Annotated in this window: 2 protein-coding genes and 1 pseudogene; 2 read left to right on the top strand and 1 reads right to left on the bottom strand. The window is 70.1% G+C overall.

Annotated features, from left to right (window positions below):
* Positions 1-158 (bottom strand): annotated as a pseudogene (locus FV228_RS34475) (ATPase); the annotation flags it as partial.
* A 300-nt stretch (positions 159-458) separates the two neighbouring features.
* Here FV228_RS34475 and FV228_RS27555 point away from each other — a divergent pair.
* Complete coding sequence (locus FV228_RS27555) at positions 459-701, top strand: glutathione S-transferase (RefSeq protein WP_147857418.1); 243 nt, start codon at positions 459-461, stop codon at positions 699-701.
* Between the two features lie 18 nt (positions 702-719).
* On the top strand, positions 720-2,129 hold a 1,410-nt coding region (gene ffh / locus FV228_RS27550), incomplete at its 3' end, for a signal recognition particle protein (RefSeq protein WP_147857417.1).

The following is a 2,129-nucleotide window of genomic DNA, read 5'->3' as shown; positions in this document are numbered from 1 at the left end:
GCCTTGGCCTCCGGGGCGGCCTCGTACAGTGGGCGGTCGTCGCCGCGCGGTTCGGCGGGGCTGTGGGTCTTCATCGTCGCCAGCCAGTCCCGCAGGGGGCCGGGGGCGATGCGGCTGCCGGTCTCGTGCGGCGGCAGGGTGCGGGCGGGTTCCGACATCGGCGGTCGTCCTGAACGGGTGCTGCCCGATCAGAGTCGCAACATGCTTAACGATCCGTAAAAGTTAATGCCCGCCTGGCGCCTCAACCGTGAGATGGTTGGCGGGCGTGATACCGAAAATTGACTTTTGCGGTGGCTGCCGCTACCCCCGCGCTTCCGATCCGTAGCAGATCGTCACGACACGAAGCCGACCGGCCCCCGAGGCCGGAGGTCAACGCCCGACAGCGCGTCCGCGCCCTCGGGCGCGATCTGTGTTGGGCCGATCCGCTTCGCCGGACTCCGCCGGTCGAGGCTTATCGCATGACCCAAGTCGCCGTGACCCGAGTCGCCGTGCCCCCCGCCGCATTGAACGTCGCGGACGCGATTAACGAGACCTGCCCGTGGTCGGGCAAGCCGATCTCGGCCGACTCGCTGACGCTCTATAACGGCGCCGTGGTCGGCTTCTGCAATCCGGAGTGCCGGGACAAGTTCGCGAGCGCCGTGCGCAGCTTCGAGGCCGCCCTCCAGGCGCGCCGCGTCGAGCGCGCCGGCCTCGAACAGTAAGCGCGGGTCGGAAACACCATGTTCGAAGGCCTGTCCGACCGCCTGTCCGGCATCCTCTCGGGGCTCACCCGCCGGGGCGCCCTGACCGAAGCCGACGTCACCGCGGCGATGCGCGAGGTCCGCCGCGCCCTGCTGGAAGCCGACGTGGCCCTGGAGGTCGTGCGCGGCTTCACCGACCGGGTGAAGGAGAAGGCGGTCGGCGCCGTCGTGCTCAAGTCGGTCACCCCCGGCCAGATGGTCGTCAAGATCGTCAACGACGAGCTGGTGGCGATGCTCGGCACCGATGCCGAGGTGATCGACCTCAACGCCCCGGCTCCGGTGCCGATCCTGATGGTCGGCCTCCAGGGCTCGGGCAAGACCACCACCACCGCCAAGATCGCCCGGCGCCTGTCCGAGCGCGAGAAGCGCCGCGTCCTGCTGGCCTCCCTCGATACCCGCCGCCCGGCCGCCATGGAGCAGCTCGCGGTGCTCGCCAAGCAGGTCGGCGTCGAGAGCCTGCCGATCGTGGCCGGCCAGTCGGCGGTGCAGATCGCCAAGCGCGCCATGGAGGCGGCCCGGCTGGGCGGCTTCGACGTGGTGATGCTCGACACCGCCGGCCGCACCACCGTTGACGAGGCCCTGATGGTCGAGGCGGCCGAGGTGAAGGCCGCGACCCGGCCCCACGAGGTGCTGCTGGTCGCCGACGCGCTGACCGGTCAGGACGCGGTCAACACCGCCCGCGCCTTCGACGAGCGGCTCGGCGTCACCGGCATCGTGCTCACCCGCATGGACGGCGATTCCCGCGGCGGCGCGGCGCTCTCGATGCGCGCCGTCACCGGCAAGCCGATCAAGCTCGTCGGCACCGGCGAGAAGGTCGACGCGCTGGAGGAGTTCCACCCGGCCCGCGTCGCCAACCGCATCCTCGGCATGGGCGACATCGTCTCCCTGGTCGAGAAGGCCGCCGAGACCATCGACCACGAGCAGGCGCTCCGCACGGCGGAGAAGATGCGCAAGGGCAAGTTCGACCTGGAGGATCTCTCCATGCAGCTCGCCCAGATGGAGAAGATGGGCGGCATCGGCGGCCTGATGGGCATGCTGCCCGGCATGGGCGCGATGAAGAAGCAGGTCGAGGGCGCCAACCTCGACGAGAAGATGTTCAAGCGCCAGCGGGCGATCATCTCGTCGATGACCCCGCACGAGCGCAAGAACCCGGACCTGCTCAAGAACTCCCGCAAGAAGCGCATCGCGGCGGGCTCGGGCGTCGACGTCTCGGAGATCAACAAGCTCCTGAAGATGCACCGGACCATGGCCGACATGATGAAGGCGATGGGCTCGGGCAAGCGCGGCATCGGGCAGGCCCTCGGCTCGATGTTCGGTCTCGGCGGCGGCGGGATGGGTGGCGGCATGCCGGGGCTGCCGCCGGGCATGCCCGAGCCGACCCCGGAGCAG

Origin of the sequence: Methylobacterium sp. WL18, assembly GCF_008040015.1 — a bacterium.
GTDB lineage: Bacteria > Pseudomonadota > Alphaproteobacteria > Rhizobiales > Beijerinckiaceae > Methylobacterium > Methylobacterium mesophilicum.
Note: the sequence above shows the minus strand (reverse complement) of the source record. Positions and strands in the feature narration are given on the sequence as shown.

Bases quoted from the DNA above. Each gene is read 5' to 3' on its own strand.
- FV228_RS27555 (WP_147857418.1), top strand. From the start codon at position 459: ATGACCCAAGTCGCCGTGACCCGAGTCGCCGTGCCCCCCGCCGCATTG.